Source organism: Vogesella facilis, assembly GCF_042648525.1.
In the GTDB taxonomy this organism is placed as follows: domain Bacteria; phylum Pseudomonadota; class Gammaproteobacteria; order Burkholderiales; family Chromobacteriaceae; genus Vogesella; species Vogesella facilis.
The window spans coordinates 55,443-73,804 of sequence record NZ_JBHRXN010000009.1 but is presented as its reverse complement, the minus strand read 5'-3'; the positions used below and the strand labels follow the sequence as shown (position 1 = coordinate 73,804).

Genomic DNA, 18,362 nt, shown 5'->3' with positions numbered 1-18,362 from the left:
CGCGCTAGCCCGCCTCGCGGCGATTGCGGCGCCAGTCCCACGGCGCCTGCGGCGTGGCTTGCTGCCACAAGCCCAGCCGCTCCTGCTCGGCCTGCTGCTGCGCCGCCTCATAGCGGGCAAAATCGCTGCCGCTCTGGGTTTTCTGCGCATATTGCCGGTAATGCCAGGCATAGCCTTGCTGCACCAGCAGCAGGTTGATGTCCTGATCCTGGCGCCACACGCGGCCAACGTTGCGGCCATAACGATCCTGCTCGATCACCTCTACCCGCACCGGCTGGCGGAACACCTGCTCGGACAGCGCCTGGCGCGCGCGCTGGCCATAGGGCTGCGCCTTCTCAGGGGCATCGATAAACGCGAAGCGCACCTTATGCTGCCGCTGCGCCGCATCCAGCAGCGTCAGCGTATCGCCGTCGGCGATCGCCACCACCGTACCCTGCAGCTCTGCCCCCGCCGGCGCCGACGCCGCGCCGCCATGCTGTGGCCACAGCCAGGCCGCCAGCGCTGTCACGAGCACCAGCGCGGCCAGCAGCTTGCGCACCGGATTGGCATTGGAAAACAGGGTATTGATGGCGGCCAGCTGGCGACGATTGATGGGCATGGGGCATCCTCCAGGCAGAACGGTAAAATGAAAAACGGCCCGCAGGCCGTGTGTGCATCAGCTTTCCTGCTGCAGCCGTCGCGGTCGCCACAGCACGTCGCTAACGTTGGCCGCAGCGTTGAGATGGCGGGTCAGGATGAACAGCACGTCAGACAGGCGGTTCAGATATTGCCGCGGCAGCGCCGGCAGCGTGCTTTCTTCCTCACCCAGCGCCACTACGCTGCGTTCGGCGCGCCGGCACACCGCGCGCGCCTGGTGCGCCAGCGCCGCCGCCTTGCAACCGCCGGGCAGGATGAACTCCTTCAGCATCGGCAGTTGCTCGTTCCAGCCGGCCGCCTGCTGTTCCAACATCGCCAGCTGCGCCTCCTGCAGCGCCTGATAGCCGGGTACGGCCAGCTCGGAACCCAGGTCGAACAGGTCGTGCTGCACCTCGGCCAGAAACGCATCCACCTCGGCGGGAATGCTCTCGCAACGGATCAGGCCGACGATGCAGTTAAGCTCGTCGACTTCGCCCAGCGCATGGATACGCGGCGAATGCTTGGAAACGCGGCTTCCATCGCCAAGGCCGGTGGTGCCGGCATCACCGGTACGGGTGATGATGCGGGATAAACGGTGACCCATCAGTTGTCCTTGCCGTGCCGGGGCGCCACTTCGTCGAGCGCTTCACGTAGCGACTCCTTCAGCGACTGCGCCAGCATCATGTCAAAATCTTCTTTCATCTGCTGCATAACGCCGGAGATCAGCGATTTTGCCTGCTGCTCCAGTGCATCCTGCATCCACAAGGTCAGCTCGACCTTCATGCGCGGCAATACCCGCGCATACAGCGCCTCGATCAGCGCGTCTTCATCCACATTGCCCAGTGGCGCAGTGGCCGCCAGCGGCGGCGTGACCGACTCGACGCGGATGTCGCTACCCTCCAGCGGCAGCGGCGTTGGCGCCATGGTGAACGGAGGCGCAACGGTCAGTGCCGGTTCGCCGTCCTCCGCCGCCGGCTGACGGCGAGAACGCATCACCATCGCCTCCGGCTCCAGCGCCATCGGAGCCTGCGGCGCTTCGGCATGCAGATCCCGCGCCCAGTCCAGCTCGACATCGCGCTCGTCGGCACTGCTGCGCAGCTGATCGCGCAGCGGCCAGCCATCGCCGCCGGGCAGTTGTTCGGCGGACGCGCCCAGCTGTGCCGCTGCGGTAGCGGCAGCCGCCGCACTGGCCAGGCCCAAACCGCCGCCCAGCACGCCAGTCGGCAGGCTATCCAGCGAGATGGTCTGCAACGGCGGCTCGGCAGGCGCGCGTGGTGCATCCGGCGGCGCATCCAGCATGGACCAGTCGGCGGCCACCTCGGCGGTCACAGCAGCCGCAGCCACAAGCGGCGGCCCGTCCGCTGCCGGCAAAACCGACTCCGCACCGGCAAGGCTGTCGGCCAGCACCGGCGCCAGCTCGGCCTCGGCTTGTTGCGGCCAACCGGCCTCATCGTCGAGCGCCGCTTCCGCCTCCGGCTGCCAGTCGGCCGAATCCAGCGGTGCGGCGGCCGGCGACGCCGGCATTGCGGGTCTGGCGACCAGCTCCTCCAGCTCGGCTGGCACCGTCTCTTGCGGCCAACCATCGTCGTCGGCCAGCGAATCGGCCACGTCAGTCAATACCGGCACCACCGCTGCCGCTGTTTCCGGCGGCAATGTCGCTGCTGCAGTTGCCGCTACGGTATCCACCGCCGCCTCGCGGCCCGGCACGGCGGCATCCTCCGGCGGCATCGCTGCTGCTGCGGTTACTTCCGGCTGTGCCAGCGGCTCCGCCAGCCAGTCCGGTACCACGGGCTCGCCCAACGACCAGTCCGCATCGGCGGCAAGCACGGCATCTTCCGCAGTGGCCGACAACGCCGCAGACTCCGGCAACTCGGCGCCAGAGATAGCCTCACTCGGCTCGCCAGCCTCGAATTCACCAGGCATGGCCGCTTCCACCGCAAACGCGGCATCGACCGGCAGCGCCTCTGCGGCGACAACCGCGTCATCCCACGGGGCGGCGCTGATCGAACTTGCCGCATCAAGGTTGGCCGCATCGACTGCCAGCCCTGCTACGGCCGGAGGGGCCACCTGCGGCGCCTCTCCAGCCGTCACGGCCGGCTGCAGCGCGGCCAGGAAATCATCCATCGACACGTGGTAACTGCCATCCAGCTCCGGTGCAGGCATGTCGGCTTCTTCCGCCAGCAACGGCGGCTCGGCAGCCAGCACGTCGGACACAACCGGCGGCAGCGCCTCGTCGGCGGGTTCCGGCAAGGCTGGCGGCTGCCAGTTGTCGGCCCATACCGGATCCGGTTCGGCCGCCGGAATCAGCGTGCTGTCAGTCGCCACGTTGGCCGCGGCGTCGGCCAGGAATGCATCGGCAGGCAGGTCCGGCATTTCTGCCGGCGCCGCAAACTGGTCCAGTTGTGCCGCCAGCGCCGCCACCGTGCTCTCGTCACTGTCCACGCTGCACGGCTCGGCAACAGGCATGGCAGCCGCATCGGCTGCGGGCAGCAGCGGCTCGAAGCGTGCACGGGCAAACAGTGCGTCCAGCCCGGCTTCGGCCGATGCTGCTGGCGCCGCAGCGCCGGCGGCATCCAACAGAAAAGCAAAGTCGGCGTTCTCGGCCGCTGCGCCCTCGCTGTCTGCCATGATGTTCATGCCCGGCAACACGTCGTCCAGTGTCAGCTCGCCCGGCTGATCCACCTCCAGGTCCAGCGACGGCAGGCTCTCGATCAGCTTGCTGGCATCCAGGGCCGGCGGCTGGTCGGCCTGGCTGTCGGCCACTTCGCCCAGCACGTCATCCAGCGACAGCTCGGGCGGCAGCTCCAGTTCGGGGATGTCTTCGGCCGGCAGGCTGCGTGCCAGCTCGTCCAGTTCGGCGCTGAAATCAAAAGCCGGCACGTCCAGGGCGCCGACGTCTTCATCGTCGACCACCTCGGTCAGCACCGGCAGGTTTTGCAGATTCCAGTCGTTTGCGCTCTGTTTCGGATCGGTCATGCCGCATCACTCATGTTGTGATGGTGAATGTCAAAGCCCAGGTCGAGGTAGCGGCGGTAGCGCTTGCGCGCCACCGCTTTGGACGCCTCGTCCTGGCCTACCACTTCCAGAATACGGGAAAACGCCGCCGGATCGGCCGGCATGTCGGGAGACAGGTTCAGTAGTACCCGCCCGGCGGCGGCTTCGGGAAATTCGCCGGCGGCCAGCCAGATCGGCGTCATGCCGGCTTCCGGCTGCTGCCATTGGCAATGCGGGATGAAGGAGATATCGCCGAATGACCACAGCGCCTGGCTGAATGCCTGCAGCGCCGATTCATCCGGCAAGGCGATCAGCAGCGACTCTCCCTTGCGGTACACCGTCTGCGCCGCCCGGCAGGCAAAGTGCCGGGGCTGCGCTACGTGGGTGTAAAAATCAATCCGCGTCATCTTCTACCGCTTCGACTACTTCACGGCGTGGCCGGCCACGGCGCACCACGTTGCCCAGCGCGATGTCGGCGCGATCCTGCAGGAATTGCACCAGCATCGGCACCGGACGCCCGGTGGAGCCCTTGTCCTTGCCACTACGCCAGGCGGTACCGGCGATATCCAAGTGCGCCCAGTCGTAGGCCTTGGCGTAGCGCGACAGGAAGCAGGCGGCGCTGATACTGCCACCCGGACGGCCGCCGATATTGGCCATGTCGGCGAACGGACTCTTCAGCAGCTCCTGGTATTCGTCCCACAGCGGCATGTGCCAGGCGCGGTCGCCGACTTCTTCGCCCGCCTGCCACAGCTCCTTGGCCAAACCATCCTGATTGCTGTACAGGCCGGTGGCCACATTGCCCAGCGCAATCACGCAGGCGCCGGTCAGGGTAGCCACGTCCACCACGGTAGCCGGGTTGAAACGCTCGACATAGGTCAGCGCATCGCACAGCACCAGACGGCCTTCGGCGTCGGTGTTCAATACTTCCACCGTTTGGCCGGACATGGTGGTGACGATGTCGCCCGGCTTCAGCGCACGACCGGACGGCATGTTTTCGCAGGTGGCCACCACGCAGATCAGGTTCAGCGGCAGTTTCATTTCCACCGCGGCACGGAAGGCGCCGAGCACGGCGGCAGCGCCGCCCATGTCGTACTTCATTTCGTCCATGCCTTCGCCCGGCTTCAGCGAGATGCCGCCGGAGTCGAAGGTCAGGCCCTTGCCCACCAGCACCAGCGGACGGTCACCCTTGTCCTTGGCGCCGAGGTGCTTCAGCACCACGAAGCGGGCCTCCTCGTCGCTGCCCTTGGCTACCGACAGGAAGGAATCCATCTTCAGTTCGGCGATTTCCGCCGGCCCCATCACTTCGGCCTCGGCACCGAACGTCAGCGCCATTTCGCGCGCGGTTTCCGCCAGGTAGCTAGGGGTGCAGATATTGCCCGGCATATTGGCCAGATCCTTGGCCAGCTTCATGCCGGCGGCGATGGCCAGGCCACGACCCAGGCCGCGCTCACCATCGGTCAAGTCGCTGCGACGCGGCACCGCCAGGGTGAACTTGCGCGGCTCCTTGGTTTCTTCCTGCCGCGACTTGAAGCGGTCGAAGCGATACAGCGCATCCTGGGTCACCACGGTGGCCTGCTCGATCATCCACTCCACGTCGTGTTTCTTCACGTGCAGCTCGGTGAGGTAGCTCACCACTTCGTTGGCCTGGGTGCTGGCCAGCGCTTTTACCGATGCGCGAATCGCCTCACGGTATTCCTTGGCGCGGAAATCGCGCTCCTTGCCCAAGCCGACCAGCATGACGCGGTCGCACAGGGTATGCGGCACGGAATGCAGGATCAGGGAAGAGCCCAGCTTGCCATCCATGTCGCCACGCTTGAGCACGTCAGCGATGAAGCCATTGGAGATGCGATCCAGCAGATCGGCAGCAAAAGACAGTTTGCGGGTTTCGTAAACGCCGACCACAACGCATGCTACGCGCTGCTTCTCAGGGCTCCCGCTTTTAATGTTAAACTCCATAAGACGCTCCACCGTGTGTGTTGGGTTCTTCAAGGCGCATTCCAGCAGGCTTGTGGCCCACTCGGAACCGGCCGCCAAGCCACGATTCCTGGCCGGCAATCAATCGATTGAAACCTTTCCAATTATCACTACCCTACCGACGGATTGTCAAAACAGGCCCGTTTTTATGCTTTTTCAAAAAAGCCTCAGCCGCGAGCTGACTTATACCAGTATCGGCGTTTTTTCCGTTTTATTCGCGATTTTGCTCTCTACCCAGACCATCAACATGCTGGGACGTGCCGCCCAGGGTCTGATTGCCAGCAACGCCATTTTTGCCCTGATCGGCTTCTGGTCGATCGGCTTTTTCCCGGTGCTGATGATTCTGACAATTTTTGTCAGCGTCATCGTGGTACTGACCCGCATGTCGCGCGAGCAGGAAATGGCTGTGTGGATGGCCAGCGGCAAGTCGCTCACCGACTGGATCTCCCCGGTAATGCGCTTCGCCCTGCCGCTGTGCCTGCTGATTGCCGCCGGCACCACCATCGTCGAACCGTGGGCCACCCAGCGCAGCAAGGAATACGCCGAGACCATGAAGCAGCGCGAAGACATGACCGCACTGTCTCCCGGCATCTTCAAGGAATCGCAAAGCGGCGACCGCGTGTACTTCATTGAAAGTTACTCGGTACTGTCCGGCGCCACCCGCAATGTGTTCGTGCAGGTCACCCGCAATGGCGAGGTGTCGTCCATCTTCGCCAAGGAAGGCCAGGTCAGCACCGATGAGGAAGGCAACCGCATCCTGATGCTGCAGGACGGCCGCCGCTATACCGGCGAACCCGGCAATGGCAACTTCGAAGTACTGGAATTCAAGCGCTACACCGTCAAGATCACCGAGGCGGGCCAGCTGGCGCGCCCGAGCATCAATAGCGAAAGCCGGCCGACGCTGGAACTGCTTGGCAGCAGCGCCCCGGCCGACAAGGCCGAGCTGGCCTGGCGCCTGTCGCTGCCGCTGTGCGGCCTGATCCTGGCGCTGCTGGCGATCCCGCTGAGCCACTACAACCCGCGCGCCGGCCACACCTACAACCTGATCTTTGCCCTGGGTTCCTACCTGCTGTACCAGAACCTGCTCTGGCTGCTGCGCGACGGCATTGCCAGCGGCAAGATTCCCACCGCACTGGGCATCCTGCCCGCCCATTTACTGATGCTGGCACTGGCCTTGCTGCTGCTGCACTACCACAACCGACCGGCCCGCCCGATGCTGCAACGCCTGAAAAACCTGTTGCGGAGACAGTCCGCATGAAGCTGATCCGCAACTATCTGCTGCGCCGCTTTAGCGCCGCCACCGTGTTTGTGCTGGTCAGCCTGCTGGGGCTGTACGGCTTCTTCGATGCCATTCAGCAGCTACCCAGCCTGGGCAAGGGCAACTACCACGCCGGCACACTGGTGACCTATGTACTGCTGCAGGCCCCCGGCCATGCCTACGAGCTGATGCCGCTGGCGGTGCTGATCGGCGCCATGGTGGCCATGTCGCAACTGGCCGGCAGCTCGGAGTACACCGCCATCCGCACCAGCGGCGTGTCGCTGCGCGATATCGCCAGCACCAAGCTGCTGTTCGGCGGCGTGATCGCCATCATCGCCCTGCTGCTGGGCGAATTCGGCGCGCCGTACGCCGAGCAGCAGGCGGAGCGGATCAAGCTGCACGCCACCCATTCGCTGGTGGCGCAGGAATTCCGCTCCGGGCTATGGGTGAAGGACGACAACAACATCATCAATATCGGCGAGATGCTGCCGGACAACACCCTGCTCGGCGTCCGCATCCAGACCTACGACCAGAACTACCGCCTGACGCGCGTCCGCTACGCCGAGCGTGCCCAGTACCTGCCGGACAGCCAGGAATGGCGGCTGCAGAACGTGCGGCAGTCCGACCTCGCTGCCGACAGCGTCAAGGTTGGCCGCATCGCCGAAATGAACTGGCATTCCATCCTGCAGCCGGAACTGCTGTCGGTACTGCTGGTGGTGCCGGAGCAAATGTCGGCGCTAGACCTGATGACCTATATCGAGCACCTGCGCAACAACAGCCAGAAGACCCAGCGCTACGAGATCGCACTGTGGAGCAAGCTGTTCTACCCGCTGGCCTGCATCTCCATGGCCATGGTGGCGCTGGCGTTCACGCCGCTGAACGGCCGCCACAACGACCTGGGCATCAAGCTGTTTGCCGGCATCTGCATCGGCATCGCCTTCCACTTCAGCAACCGCCTGTTCGGGCACATGGGCCTGCTCTATAACTGGAATCCGATCATTTCAGCCACCTTGCCCACCCTGCTGTTTCTTGCCGCAGGGGTGGCCGCCATCTCGCGACAGGAACGAAGATGAGCTCCGACAGCCGCAACACCCATTGCAAGCGCTGGCGCCAGGCCCTGCAGCAAGGGCGTGAGGCGCTGGCCGCCGACTACCGCGAGCAGCGCAACGCCCGCGACTACCTGTTGCGGCACGGCCAGCTGGTCGACGGCATCATCCGCTCGGCCTGGGAGGTGCTGGGCATGGGGCAGCGCGCGGCGCTGCTGGCAGTGGGCGGCTACGGTCGCGGCCAACTATTCCCGTATTCCGACATCGACCTGCTGCTACTGCTGCCGGAAGCCACCTCGCAAAGCCTGAACGGCTTCGTCGAGGACTTCATCGGCGCGATGTGGGACATCGGCCTGGAAGTCGGCCACAGCGTACGCACCGTGCAGCAGTGCCTGAGCGAAGCGGCGCAGGACATCACGGTGGAAACCACGCTGCTGGAAAACCGTCTGCTGGCCGGCAACCCGGCGCTGTACCAGCAACTGAACGCCGCGGTAGAAAAGCATCGCGACCCGCTGGCGTTCCTGGAAGGCAAGCTGCTGGAGCAGCAGCAGCGCCACACCAAGCACTTCGGCGTAACCAGTAACCTGGAGCCCAACGTCAAGGAAAGCCCGGGCGGCCTGCGCGACCTGCACACTATCCTGTGGATCAGCAAGGCCATCGGCGTGGGGCAGAACTGGGAATCGCTGACCCGCAACGAGATTCTCACCCCGTCGGAAGCGCGCCTGATCCGCTACAGCGAGCGACAGCTGGAGCAGATCCGCATCGACCTGCACCTGGCGGCGCGGCGCCGCGAAGACCGGCTGATCTTCGACCTGCAACAGCAGGTGGCCAGCATGGCCGGCCTCGCCGACAACAAGGCCAAGCGCGCCAGCGAGCAGCTGATGCAGCTGTATTACAAATCGGCCAAGAACGTCAGCCAGCTCAACGGCATCCTGCTGCCCAATCTGCGCGCGCGGCTGCTGTGCGACGTGCCACGCACCACCCAGCAGCTGGACCAGCACTTCTACAGCGTCAACAACATGCTGGGCATCTACGACAGCGACGTGTTCGACCGCGAACCGTCCACCATCCTGCTGGCCTTCCTGCACATGCAGCGCCACGCGCTGAACGGCATGGCGCCGCGCACCCTGCGCGCGCTGTGGCATGCCCGCCGCCAGATCAACGAGCGCTTCCGCCACGACCCGCAGAACCTGCAGCTGTTCATGCAGCTGTTCCGCGAGGGCCGCGGCCTGACCCGCACCCTGCGGCGCATGAACCTGTACGGAGTGCTGGGCAAATACTGGCCGGCGTTCGGCCGCATCATCGGTCAGATGCAGCACGACCTGTTCCACGTCTACACCGTGGACGAACACATCCTGATGGTGGTGCGCAACCTGCGCCGCTTCGCGGTGCCGGAGTTCACCCACGAATACCCGCTGCTGTCGCGGCTGATCAATGACTTCGACAAGCCGGAACTGCTGTACATCGCCGGCATGCTGCACGACATCGCCAAGGGCCGCGGCGGCGACCACTCACAGCTGGGCATGGCCGACGCGGCGCAATTCTGTGACACGCACGGCATCGCCGGCGACGACCGTGCGCTGGTGATCTGGCTGGTGCAACACCACCTCACCATGTCCAGCATCGCGCAGAAGCAGGACATCTACGACCCGGCCACCATCCAGCAGTTTGCCGATCTGGCGCAACGCCCACGCTGGTTGGCCGCACTCTACATTCTGACGGTGGCCGACATCCGCGGCACCAGCCCCAAGGTGTGGAATGCGTGGAAAGCCAAGCTGCTGGAAGACCTCTATCACGCCACGCTGCGTACGCTGACCCGCGGCGGGCAGATCGATGCCGATTCCGAGCTGGAAGAACGCAAGACCGCGGCGCGCAAGCTGCTGCGCCTGAACACCGTACCGGAAGGCGCCGAACAGGCGTTCTGGGCGCAGCTGGACATGGTGTACTTCCTGCGCCACGAACCGCGCGAGATCGCCTGGCATACCCGCCTGCTCAATCGCTGCCTGCACACCACAGAGCCGGTGGTGCGCGCCCGCCTGCTGGACGACAACAAGGACGGTCTGCAGCTGCTGGTATACACCCCGGACCAGCCGGAGCTGTTTGCCCGCATCTGCGCCTTTCTGGGGCGCCACAACTACAGCATTGCCGACGCCAAGATCTACACCACGCGCCACAACTACGCGCTGGATACTTTCCACGTGTTCCTGCCGGAATTCCACGACAGCAACTACCGCGACCTGATCAACTTCATCGAGTTCGAGCTGGCCGCCACGCTGCAACGGCAGGATCCGATCCAGCTGCCGCCCAAGGGCCGCCTGAACCGCCACCAGAAGCACTTCCCGATCCGCCCGCAGGTGCTGATCCGCCCGGACGACAAGGGCCGCCACTATGTGCTGTCGATCACCGCTGCCGACTCCCCCGGCCTGCTGGCGCGCATCGCCAAGGTATTGTCCGATTACCGCGTCAGCGTCGATTCGGCCAAGATCATGACGTTGGGCGGCCGGGTGGAAGACTCGTTCCTGCTGTCGTCCGCCTGCCTCGGCGATGACAAGACCCTGCTGGCATTGGAAAACGACTTGATCAACAGCCTGCGCATCTAGACCCGCCATGCTCTATTTCGAAGACCTCACCCCCGGCCTGCGCTTCCACACCGCCAGCGTCACGCTGAGCGAGCAGGATATTCACGCCTTCGCCCATCAGTACGACCCGCAGTATTTTCATACCGACAACGCCCGTGCCGTAGGCAGCGTGTTTGCCGGCCTGGCGGCCAGCGGCTGGCACACCAGCAGCCTCACCATGCGCCTGGTAGTGGACAGCGATTTCGGCCGCAGCGTGGCAGGCGGCCTAGTAGGCATGGGCGTCGACAAGATGCGCTGGCCGCGGCCAACCCGCGCCGGCGACACGCTGCAGGCCAGTGTGGAAGTATTGTCGGGGAAGCGCTCCGGCTCGCAGCCGGACTTTGGCGTGGTGAAACTGCGCTGGGTGACGCGCAATCAGCAACAGGAAGAAGTGATGTCACTGGAAACGGCGATCTGGGTGGCGGTGCGCCAGCCCTGATCGCCGTCGGTCAACGGCCGTCGCTCAGCGGCCGTTGCTATGCCACTTGCGGTAATCGCGGGTCAGCTTGTCCAGATCGGATGCGGCCAACTCCAGGTGCTGCGAACTGCCCAGCACCGCATCGGCAGTGGCGATGTTCTGCTCACCCAGCATCGCCAGCTGCTCCACCGAAGCGGCCACCTGGTGCACCGACGACGACTGCTGCGCCATCTGCTCCACCAGCGTATGCGCAAACTGCCGCGCCTGATCGGCGATCTGCAACAAATTCTGCAGATGCTCGCCGGACTGGCGAATCTCGTTGCTGACCTGGCCCACCTCAATCACCGACTGGTCCATATTGCCACTGACGCTGTCGGTAATGGCCACGATATGCTGCACGGTCTCGGTAATGCCATCGGTGGCCTGCGCCGTGCGTTCCGCCAGCTTGCGCACCTCATCGGCCACCACGGCAAAGCCGCGCCCCATCTCGCCGGCACGGGCCGCTTCGATGGCGGCATTCAACGCCAGCAGGTTGGTTTGCTCGGCAATTTCATGGATCAGATCGGTCATGCTGCTGATCTTGCCCATTGCCTGCTCCAGCTGCAGCAAATCGGCCTTGGAGCGATGTACCGAATCTACCGCCTGCACCGCAGCATTTGCCGCCGACTGCATCACCGCCTGCCCGGTGGTGGCCGCCTGGCGAGTGGCATCCGCCCCTTGTTCGCTTTGCTCGGCCATGGTCGCCACCTGCGCTACGCTGCCGCTGATTTCTTCCATGCTGGTGCTGATGTGATGCAGGCCGGTGCCCTGTTCGCGCGCCCGCGCCACCAGACCCTCCACCTCACCGCTCAGGCTGCGCGCCTGCTGGTAGGTCAAGCCCCCGGCGGACAGGCTGTCGGCCACCAGCGCTCGCTGGTGCAGGCGCAGCCCTTCCAGGCTGTCCATCATGGCGCCCAGCTGGCCGCCAAGATGCGTGCGCAGCGGGTGCTCCAGCCGCCCTTCCGACAGGGCCATGAAACCGTGGTGGATGCGTTCCATCACCACGCCTTCACGATGGCGCCACCAGTACGATGCCGCCCCCAGGCCAACAAAGCTGATGCCGCCAACCAGCTGGCGCACCACATCGGCCAACCCCGGCCACACCGCAGCCAGCAGCAGGCCGGCACTGAAGATACCGGTCAGCACAAAGCCGGCACGACCGGAATCCGACCGTTTCTGCAGCGCCTGCAACGTCGACGGCATCGCCGCCTGCTTGTTGCGCAACTGCACATAAAACGCCTCGGCCGCCGCGATTTCATCGCGCTTGGGCGTGCTGCGCACCGAAATGTAACCGATCAGCTTGCCGTGCTCGGTCAGGGGCGTGACATAGGCTTCCACCCAGTAAAAATCGCCGCTCTTGGCGCGGTTCTTCACCAGCCCGCGCCACGGCTTGCCCTGCTTGATGGTGTCCCACAGATCGCCGAACGCCTCCGGCGGCATGTCCGGGTGGCGCACGATGTTGTGATTGCGCCCCAGCAGTTCGTCTTCGCTGTAGCCGCTGATGTCGATAAAAGCACGGTTGGCGTAGGTGATGGCGCCTTTGAGGTCGGTCTTGGTAACAATCGGGCGGGCGGGATCAAGAAACAGTTCGTTGGCCGTGACCGGCATATTGATTTTCATAATGGTTTCTTAATGATGTGTGCGTGTTGGCGGCAAGATTATCAAACAACGCTAATCAAGCCCACTGTTAAATACGGTGCCTGCTTGGGTATAGCGAAGGGGGCCGTGCCTGCCAACCGCCGCCAGCAAAACCGCCTGCACCCGCAGCATACGAACGGCAGCAGCATGCCTGCACTGTCAGTATGGATTTTCATCCTCCCGACCCGCTTGTGCGCAGCGCCGACCGCGCAAAAGGCGGCGGCGCCCAGGTACAAAGGTTGGCCGCATGCGGCCAACCTGCTTGCCGGCTAGCAGGCGACGACGATCATTTCCACGTCGCGCAACGCCGCCAGACCCATGCCGCCGGCGTAGCTGATCGACGACTGCAGGTCTTCCTTCAGCTCCACCAGCAGCCGGGCCATCGAGCCCTTGTACTCGACTAGGATCTTTTTGCCTTCGACGTTCTTGTATTCGCCCTTGTTGAACTGCGAGGCGCTGCCGAAGTATTCCTTGTAGTGCTTGCCGTTGATTTCGACGATCTCACCGGCCGATTCGTCGTAGCCGGCAAACAGCGAGCCCGCCATCACCATGCTGGCGCCGCAGGCCAGCGCCTTGGCCACGTCGCCGTGCTCGACGATGCCGCCGTCGGCAATCACCGGCACCGTCACCGCCGCGGCACAATCGCGCACGGTGGCGATCATCGGGCGATGAAAGCCGGTCTTGTTCTTGGTGATGCACACCCGGCCGCCGGCGATGCCGGCCTTGATGGCGTCGCAGCCCCAGGCCTGCAGCTCGCGCGCCGCGTCGGCGGTGGCGATGTTGCCGCCGATCAGGAAGCTGCCCGGGAATTGCTGCTTGACGTGGCGTATCATGCGCTCGGCCTTCACGCACCAGGCATTGGCGACATCCAGCGTGATGTACTCGGGCACCAGCCCGGCAGCCTGCAATGCGGCCAACTGCTCCAAGGTGTCGTCATTGACGCCGATGCTGATCGAGGCGAACAGGCCCTTGGCCTGCATGTCGCGCACAAAGCCCACGACATCCATGTTGAAACGGTGCATGGTGTAAAACCAGCCATGACGGGCGAAGTATTCGCAGGTTTCGGCATCCACCACGCTCTTCATATTGGAGGCGTACAGCGGCATGTCAAAGCGGCGCGGCCCGAACTGGACCGAGGTGTCACATTGCTTGCGGCTGTCGACGACGGTTTTCCGGGGTAGCAGGTAAACATCGCCGTAATTGAGTTCAGTGTTGAACATTGTGTGCTCCATGTGCATTCAGGGTGGTATGCCGCCGTTCCGGAATAGCGACATAAAACTGGGGGCCCCAAATAAAAAGCGGAAGCCGCTTGGCTTCCGCTTGCAATTCTTCCTGCGCTTGCTCCGCAGAGCTGTCGCACACAAACCTGATCAATCTAGCGAAGCGAATACGGGGCGTCAAGCCTACGCCATCAGTTGTCCAGCCAGCGCAGAATACCGCGCCAGGCCTCCAGATCCCGCGCCGCACGCGAGGCCGGCAGGTCGAACAGGGTCATACCGTTGGCCGCGGCTTGCACGTACAGCTGCGTGTCGCGCAGCCAGCCCAGCACCGGCACCTGCAGTTCCGTCAGGAACTGCTGCAGCTCCCGCGCCGAGCGGGTGCGCGGATCGACCCGCATGCCCACCACCCCGACAAAGGCCCGCTGCTTGCGCACCGCTTTTTCCTGCAGCAGCTGCGCCAGAAACTCGCGGCTGGCCCACATATCAAACGGCGATGGCTGGATCGGCACGATCACCCGGTCCACCCGCGCCACCAATGCGGCCAACTTCTTGCCCTGCAGGCCGGCTGGGCTATCCAGCACCACCACCTGGGTGCCCTTGGGCGGCTTGGCCGGCTCGCCCGGCGCCAGCTGCCAGCCATCGATATACGGCAGCGGGGTCGGCCGGCAGGACAACCAGGACAGCGAAGTCTGCTGTTTATCGACATCGCCCAGCATCACTCGTGAGCCCTGTGCCGCGTAAAACCCGGCCAGATTGGTCGCCAGAGTCGATTTGCCACTCCCCCCTTTGGGATTCGCAATCAGAATCGAATACGCCATACTGCCCTTCTTTATTATCTTGATGTCCTACATCTCCAGCCACGATGCAATGTAACACGCCCCCTTCTTTTGCCGCCCTGCTTTTCGATATGGACGGCCTGATGATCGACACCGAAAGCCTGTCGGCCCGCGCCTGGCGCGATGCGGCCGCCGCGCTGGGCATCCCGCTGCAGCAAGCGCATATCGACGCCATGGTCGGCCTCGCCATGCCGCTGTGTCTGAGCTACCTGATTGCCGAGCTGGGCGACGAGGCGCAGGCACGCCGGCTGGAGGCCCTGAGCCGGCAGCAGTACCACCACGCCCTGCAGCAACAGGACATCCCGCTCAAGCCGGGCATCGTCCAGCTGCTGCAGTGGTGCGAACAGCGGCAGATTCCGCGCGCGGTGGGCACCGCCACCCAGCGCCAGCTGGCCGACGTCAAACTGGGGCGCACCGGGCTGGCCCGCTACTTCGAGCACACCATTGCCGGCGACGAAGTCGCCCGCACCAAGCCGGCGCCGGATGTCTACCTGCAGGCCGCCGCGCGCCTGCAGGTAGCACCCGAGCATTGCATCGTGCTGGAAGACTCGGCCTACGGCGCCCAGGCGGCGCTGGCGGCCAACATGCGGGTGATCGTGGTGCCGGATTTGCAGCCGCCACCGGCCGAGATAGCAAAACAGGCCCTGGCGGTATGCCAGGACCTGTTTGCCGCGCAGCAGCTGCTACAGCGCCTGCTCAGCCTTCCGCATTGATACGCGCCACCAGCTGCTGCAGCACGTCGGCAGCCTGATCGTTGGCCACCTGGCAGGTGCCCGCGGCCTCGTGGCCACCGCCGCCGTACTCCAGCATCAGCGCGCCGATATTGCTGCGGCCGCTGCGATCGATAATCGACTTGCCGGTGGCCAACACCGTATTTTGCTGGTTCAGCCCCCACATCACGTGGATGGATACCTTGGCCTGCGGATACATGGCATAGATGGCGAAGCGGTTGATCGGGTGGATCAGCGCCTCGTGGCGCAAGTCCAGCACCACCACCTGCCCCTGCATGCTGGCACAACGCCGCAATTGCTCCTTGGCCTGGATTTCGTGCTCGAAGTACAGTTCGACCCGCTCACGCACATCCGGCAGTGCCAGAATCTCCTCGATGGTGTGGTTCCGGCAGTACTGGATCAGGTCCATCATCAGCGCATAGTTGCTGATGCGAAAATCCTTGAAGCGCCCCAACCCGGTACGCGCGTCCATCAGGTAATTCAGCAGCACCCAGCCCTTGGGGTTAAGGATGTCCTCCACACTGAACTGCGCGGAGTCGGCCTTGTCCACTGCCGTCATCATGTCTACGGCAATATTCGGGAAACGCTCCTTACCGCCGTAGTAATTGAATACCACCCGCGCCGCCGACGGCGCCGCCGGATCGATAACGTGGTTGGCGCGCCCGCCTTCGTTGCGCAGGGTCTCGGAGAAATGGTGGTCAAAGGCAAGATGGGCAGACGGCACGTACGGCAGGTTGGTCGTGATGTCGCGCGGGCCAATCTCTACCTTGCCATCCTGCATGTCCTTGGGGTGGACAAACTTGATATCGTCGATCAGGCCCAACTCATTAAGCAGCACCGCACATACCAGGCCGTCAAAATCGCTACGCGTCACCAGACGGAATTTCTCACTCGCCATGCTTTTCTCCAGTTCATTGTCATGTTCAGGTGCATTCATCATAGCCAGACTGTCCGCTTTTATCGAATGCCGGAATGTGCCGGGATTCTCCAGCAACTGGTTACAAATGAACGAAAGCACCGCGTACCTGTCAGACTTGTGCTGCCCCTGCCCTGACCGCATAATCCGCCACATGAAATTCCTTACCGACCTGTTCCCCGTCATGCTGTTCTTTGGCGCCTACTGGCTGACCAAGGACATGTTTCTCGCCACCGGGATCGCCATTGGCGCCACCGTGGTCATCGTCGCCCTTACCTGGCTCAAGCACCGCAAAGTGGACACCATGCAATGGGTCAGCCTGGCGCTGATCGTGGTCATGGGCGGCGCCACGCTGCTGCTGCACGACAAGCACTTCATCATGTGGAAGCCCACCGTGCTGTACTGGCTGATGGGTGGTGGCCTGCTGATAGGCCAGCTTACCGGCCGCATCGGCATGCGCTCGCTGATGGGCAGCCAGATGACGCTGCCGGATGCTACCTGGAAAAAACTCAACCTAGCGTGGAGTGTGTTTTTCCTGCTGCTGGGCGCGGTCAACCTGGTTGTTGCCTACCAGTTCAGCGAAGAAGTGTGGGTCAATTTCAAACTGTTTGGCGGCTTTGGCCTGATGATTATCTTCGTGATCGCCCAGAGCCTGTACCTGTCCAAATATATCGAGGAAACCCCCTGATGCTGTATGCCATTACCGGCCAGGACGTACCGGATTCCCTTAGCCAGCGCCTGGCGGCCCGCCCGGCGCACCTTGAGCGCCTGCAGGCACTGCAGGCTGCCGGCAAGCTGCTGCTGGCCGGCCCGTTCCCCGCCATCGACAGCAACGACCCAGGCCCCGCCGGCTTTAGCGGCAGCCTGATCGTGGCCGAGTTCGACAGCCTGCAAGCGGCGCAAAGCTGGGCCGACGCCGACCCGTATGTCGCCGCCGGCGTGTATGCCCAGGTAAGCGTCAAGCCGTTCAAGAAGGTGCTGCCGGCATGAGCGACATCGCCGCCCTGCTGCAGCAACGCCTGCAAAGCCTGCATCCGGAACACCTGCAAGTGACCGACGATAGTGCCTCCCACGCCGGACATGCCGGCGCCAAGTCCGGCGGCCACTTCGACATCGTGATCGTTACCTCTGCCTTTGCCGGCAAGAACCGCCTGCAACGCCAGCGTATGGTCTATGACGCGGTGGGCGACCTGATGCATCACGGCATCCATGCGCTGTCCATGCGCACCCTTACTCCAGAAGAAATCTGATTCATGAAACTGACTAGCAAATTCCTCGCCGCCGCCGCCCTGGCCGCTGCGGCCAACCTGGCTGCCGCCGTACCGGTTGCCACCGTCAATGGTGTCGTCATCGACAAGGACACCCTGGATAAAGTCGTGGCCCAGGTGGTGCGCGAGAACAATGGCCGCCTGCAAGACACCCCCGCACTGCGCGAAGAACTGCGCCAGACCCTGATCACCCGCGAACTGGTGCTGCAAGCCGCTACCAAGGGTGGTCTGGACAAGAGCCCCGAGTTCGTCCGCGCGCTGGAAGAATCGCGCAAGGATCTGCTGCAGCAGGCATTCTTTGCCACCGCGGTGAAAAACCGCCCGGTGACCGACGCGCAGATCAAGGCCGAGTACGACCGCTACGCCAGCCAGTTCAAGGGTGCCAAGGAAGTGCAGGTGCACCAGATCGTGCTGGCCGATGAGGCTGCGGCCAACAAGGTAATTGCCGAACTGAAAAAAGGCGGCAAATTCGACGCACTGGTAAAACAGTCCATCGACGCCAACAGCCGCAACCGTGGCGGCGACATGGGCTGGGGCAACCTGGCCACCATGGAAGCGCCGCTGGCGGAAGCATTGAAAGCCATCCCCAAAGGCCAGGTCAGCGCCAAGCCGCTGAAATCGGCGCAGGGCTGGCACGTCTTCCGCGTCGATGACAGCCGCGATGCCAAGGCTGCGCCGCTGGAGGCAATCAAGCCGCGCATTGCGCAAGAGCTGCAAAAGAAAGTGATTCAGGACGCCGTCGGCGAACTCCGCCAGAAGGCCAACATTCAATAACCCAACGAAAGTCAGCA

18 protein-coding genes are annotated in these 18,362 nt (G+C 63.9%); 9 read left to right on the top strand and 9 right to left on the bottom strand.

Annotation, left to right across the window (positions count from 1 at the left end):
• Window positions 1–4 precede the first annotated feature (4 nt).
• From ACFOLG_RS03210 to ACFOLG_RS03190, 5 genes are read right to left on the bottom strand one after another with little or no spacing between them, the layout of a single operon-like run.
• Window positions 5–598 (bottom strand): thermonuclease family protein, encoded by a 594-nt coding sequence (locus tag ACFOLG_RS03210; RefSeq protein ID WP_386088292.1) that lies wholly within the window; start codon window positions 596–598, stop codon window positions 5–7.
• 57 nt (window positions 599–655) lie between these two features.
• Window positions 656–1,219 (bottom strand): cob(I)yrinic acid a,c-diamide adenosyltransferase, encoded by a 564-nt coding sequence (locus ACFOLG_RS03205; RefSeq protein ID WP_386088290.1) that lies wholly within the window; start codon window positions 1,217–1,219, stop codon window positions 656–658.
• Window positions 1,219–3,591, bottom strand: coding sequence for a hypothetical protein (locus ACFOLG_RS03200; RefSeq protein ID WP_386088288.1), 2,373 nt, complete (start codon window positions 3,589–3,591; stop codon window positions 1,219–1,221). Before ACFOLG_RS03200 ends, ACFOLG_RS03205 begins: the two co-directional genes overlap by 1 nt.
• Complete coding sequence (locus tag ACFOLG_RS03195; RefSeq protein ID WP_386088286.1) at window positions 3,588–4,016, bottom strand: DNA polymerase III subunit chi; 429 nt, start codon at window positions 4,014–4,016, stop codon at window positions 3,588–3,590. Before ACFOLG_RS03195 ends, ACFOLG_RS03200 begins: the two co-directional genes overlap by 4 nt.
• Window positions 4,003–5,565: a leucyl aminopeptidase gene (locus ACFOLG_RS03190; RefSeq protein ID WP_386088284.1), complete on the bottom strand. Its 1,563-nt coding sequence runs from the start codon at window positions 5,563–5,565 to the stop codon at window positions 4,003–4,005. The genes ACFOLG_RS03195 and ACFOLG_RS03190 overlap by 14 nt, the downstream gene beginning before the upstream one ends.
• A 166-nt stretch (window positions 5,566–5,731) precedes the next feature.
• Between ACFOLG_RS03190 and lptF the strand changes: the two genes are divergently transcribed.
• The 4 genes from lptF to ACFOLG_RS03170 are packed head-to-tail and all read left to right on the top strand — an operon-like array spanning window position 5,732 to window position 10,944.
• Entirely contained in the window at window positions 5,732–6,841 is a 1,110-nt protein-coding gene (gene lptF / locus ACFOLG_RS03185) for an LPS export ABC transporter permease LptF (protein ID WP_386088282.1), read from the top strand.
• A complete protein-coding gene (gene lptG / locus ACFOLG_RS03180; RefSeq protein WP_386088280.1) occupies window positions 6,838–7,914 on the top strand; it encodes an LPS export ABC transporter permease LptG in 1,077 nt (358 codons plus the stop codon). The genes lptF and lptG overlap by 4 nt, the downstream gene beginning before the upstream one ends.
• A complete protein-coding gene (locus tag ACFOLG_RS03175; protein WP_386088278.1) occupies window positions 7,911–10,487 on the top strand; it encodes a [protein-PII] uridylyltransferase in 2,577 nt (858 codons plus the stop codon). Before lptG ends, ACFOLG_RS03175 begins: the two co-directional genes overlap by 4 nt.
• Before the next feature lie 7 nt (window positions 10,488–10,494).
• Window positions 10,495–10,944 (top strand): MaoC family dehydratase, encoded by a 450-nt coding sequence (locus tag ACFOLG_RS03170; protein WP_386088276.1) that lies wholly within the window; start codon window positions 10,495–10,497, stop codon window positions 10,942–10,944.
• A gap of 24 nt (window positions 10,945–10,968) precedes the next feature.
• Here ACFOLG_RS03170 and ACFOLG_RS03165 read toward each other — a convergent pair whose 3' ends face one another.
• The 3 genes from ACFOLG_RS03165 to ACFOLG_RS03155 form a co-directional block, all read right to left on the bottom strand.
• The gene (locus ACFOLG_RS03165) at window positions 10,969–12,582 is read right to left on the bottom strand and encodes a methyl-accepting chemotaxis protein (protein WP_386088274.1); all 1,614 of its coding nucleotides are present in this window, start codon (window positions 12,580–12,582) and stop codon (window positions 10,969–10,971) included.
• A 287-nt stretch (window positions 12,583–12,869) separates the two neighbouring features.
• Window positions 12,870–13,820, bottom strand: a complete 951-nt coding sequence (locus tag ACFOLG_RS03160) for a GMP reductase (protein ID WP_386088272.1) — start codon at window positions 13,818–13,820, stop codon at window positions 12,870–12,872.
• 191 nt (window positions 13,821–14,011) lie between these two features.
• The gene (locus ACFOLG_RS03155) at window positions 14,012–14,638 is read right to left on the bottom strand and encodes a nucleotide-binding protein (protein ID WP_386088270.1); all 627 of its coding nucleotides are present in this window, start codon (window positions 14,636–14,638) and stop codon (window positions 14,012–14,014) included.
• Between the two features lie 44 nt (window positions 14,639–14,682).
• Here ACFOLG_RS03155 and ACFOLG_RS03150 point away from each other — a divergent pair, with 44 nt between their 5' ends.
• Window positions 14,683–15,369, top strand: coding sequence for an HAD family hydrolase (locus ACFOLG_RS03150; protein WP_386088268.1), 687 nt, complete (start codon window positions 14,683–14,685; stop codon window positions 15,367–15,369).
• On the opposite strand, the gene ACFOLG_RS03145 is transcribed toward ACFOLG_RS03150, so the two are convergent.
• Window positions 15,353–16,285 carry an exopolyphosphatase gene (locus ACFOLG_RS03145; protein ID WP_386088266.1) on the bottom strand — a complete coding sequence of 311 codons (933 nt, stop codon included), beginning with the start codon at window positions 16,283–16,285 and terminating at the stop codon, window positions 15,353–15,355. The genes ACFOLG_RS03150 and ACFOLG_RS03145 overlap by 17 nt on opposite strands.
• A gap of 172 nt (window positions 16,286–16,457) precedes the next feature.
• Here ACFOLG_RS03145 and ACFOLG_RS03140 point away from each other — a divergent pair, with 172 nt between their 5' ends.
• Genes ACFOLG_RS03140 through ACFOLG_RS03125 form a run of 4 tightly spaced genes read left to right on the top strand, consistent with a single transcriptional unit; the run spans window position 16,458 to window position 18,345 of the window.
• Window positions 16,458–16,991 (top strand): septation protein A, encoded by a 534-nt coding sequence (locus ACFOLG_RS03140; protein WP_386088264.1) that lies wholly within the window; start codon window positions 16,458–16,460, stop codon window positions 16,989–16,991.
• Complete coding sequence (locus tag ACFOLG_RS03135) at window positions 16,991–17,293, top strand: YciI family protein (protein ID WP_386088262.1); 303 nt, start codon at window positions 16,991–16,993, stop codon at window positions 17,291–17,293. The genes ACFOLG_RS03140 and ACFOLG_RS03135 overlap by 1 nt, the downstream gene beginning before the upstream one ends.
• On the top strand, window positions 17,290–17,553 hold the full coding sequence (locus ACFOLG_RS03130) for a BolA family protein (protein ID WP_386088260.1): 264 nt from the start codon (window positions 17,290–17,292) through the stop codon (window positions 17,551–17,553). The genes ACFOLG_RS03135 and ACFOLG_RS03130 overlap by 4 nt, the downstream gene beginning before the upstream one ends.
• Window positions 17,554–17,556: 3 nt before the next feature.
• Complete coding sequence (locus tag ACFOLG_RS03125; RefSeq protein WP_386088258.1) at window positions 17,557–18,345, top strand: peptidylprolyl isomerase; 789 nt, start codon at window positions 17,557–17,559, stop codon at window positions 18,343–18,345.
• Window positions 18,346–18,362: the final 17 nt, after the last annotated feature.